The organism is Stenotrophomonas sp. 2YAF22 (genome assembly GCF_052114665.1).
Classification (GTDB): Bacteria; Pseudomonadota; Gammaproteobacteria; order Xanthomonadales; family Xanthomonadaceae; genus Stenotrophomonas; species Stenotrophomonas indicatrix.
Map to the genome: position 1 here is coordinate 1 of NZ_JBFRFE010000776.1, position 1668 is coordinate 1668.

The window sequence follows — 1668 nt, forward strand, 5'->3', positions numbered from 1 at the left end:
ACGTGATCACCCTTGGCGGCACCCGTGCCGAACTCGAGAACTACCTGCATACCGTCGAAATCTTCGATGTCGACTGGCTCTCGGGCATGTCGGTGGGCGTGTTCCCGATCCAGTCCGGCAAGGCCGAGCAGGTCGCCGCCGATCTGGAGAAGGTCTTCGGCGAAGAGAGCAAGACGCCCAGCGCGGGCATGTTCCGTTTCCTGCCGCTGGAAAACGCCAACGCGGTGCTGGTGATCACCCCGCAGGTGCGCTACCTGGACCAGATCCAGCAGTGGCTGGACCGCATCGATACTGCCGGTGGCAGCGCGCGCCTGTTCTCGCATGAGCTGCGCTACATCAAGGCGCGCGACCTGGCCGAGCGCCTCAGTGAAGCCTTTGCCAGCAGTGGTAACCGTGGCGGTTCCGGCTCGGCAGCGCTGGCGCCAGGCGCCATCCCGTCGCAGCTGGGCAGCGATGGCGACCGTGGCATGGATGCGGGCAACAGCAGCAGTTTCAACAACCAGGTCGGCGGCGGCAGCAGTGGTAGTGGTAGCAGTGCCGGCAGCCTGAACCTGCCGCAGCGCCAGTCGGGCAACGTCAGCATCAGCCTGGAAGTGGAAGGCGATCGTGTTGGCGTGTCGGCGGTGGAGGAAACCAACACGCTGCTGGTGCGTTCGACGCCGCAGGCCTGGCGCTCGATCCGCGAAGTGATCGAGAAACTGGACGTGATGCCGCTGCAGGTGCACATCGAAGCGCAGGTAGCCGAAGTCGGGCTGACCGGCGACCTGAAGTACGGCGTGAACTGGTATTTCGACAACGCCGTGGCAGGGCGCGCGCTGACCGGTGCGCTGTCCGGGTTGTCATTGCCGGCGATGGCCGGCGGTTCCTGGAACACCTTCGCCGGTGCGGTGACCGGCACCGACGGCGCCAACTGGGCCTTCACTGGCCATAACGGCGCTGCCGTGGTCAGTGCACTGGACAAAGTCACCGACGTGCGCCTGCTGCAGACACCCTCGGTGTTCGTGCGCAACAACGCCGAAGCCACGCTCAACGTGGGCGACAAGGTGCCGATCAACACCACCACGGTCAACACCGGTGTCGGCACCAGCAGCTACAGCTCGGTGCAGTACATCGACACCGGCGTGATCCTCAAGGTGCGCCCGCGGGTCACCCGCGACGGCACGGTGTTCCTGGATATCGTGCAGGAGATCAGCAGCGCCTCGGACGTACCGGAGAACTGCAATCCGCAGGAGCGCAACTGCAATCCGCGCATCTCCACCAAGAAGCTGGCCACCGAGGCGGCGGTGCAGAGCGGCGACACCATCATGCTGGCCGGCCTGATCACCGATTCGGCCACGGATGGCAGCAGCGGCATTCCCGGCCTCAGCCGGATTCCGGTGCTGGGTGCACTGTTCGGCCAGAAGAGCCGCACCAGCCGTCGTTCGGAAGTGATCGTGCTGCTGACCCCGACCATCGTCCGCAACGGCCAGGAAGCACGCACCCTGACCGACGAATACAGCCAGCGCTTCCGCGCGATGGAGCCGCTGAACCAGCCGGGCAGGAAGTAAGCCGGCCGGGCTGCGCCCGGCACCCTCCGAAGCCGAAGCCAAAGCAACGGCAACAGCAACAGCAACAGCGGGTTTACTGGGGGAGGGCGGGGCACTGTGGGTTTGCGGGGACGCCGTGAAT

1 protein-coding gene is annotated in these 1668 nt (G+C 65.6%); it reads left to right on the top strand.

Going from position 1 to position 1668, the window contains the following annotated elements; all coding sequences use genetic code 11:
• Positions 1–1547: type II secretion system secretin GspD (gene gspD, locus AB4Y84_RS21020; RefSeq protein WP_442250856.1), on the top strand; the 1547-nt coding region annotated here is incomplete at its 5' end.
• Positions 1548–1668: the final 121 nt, after the last annotated feature.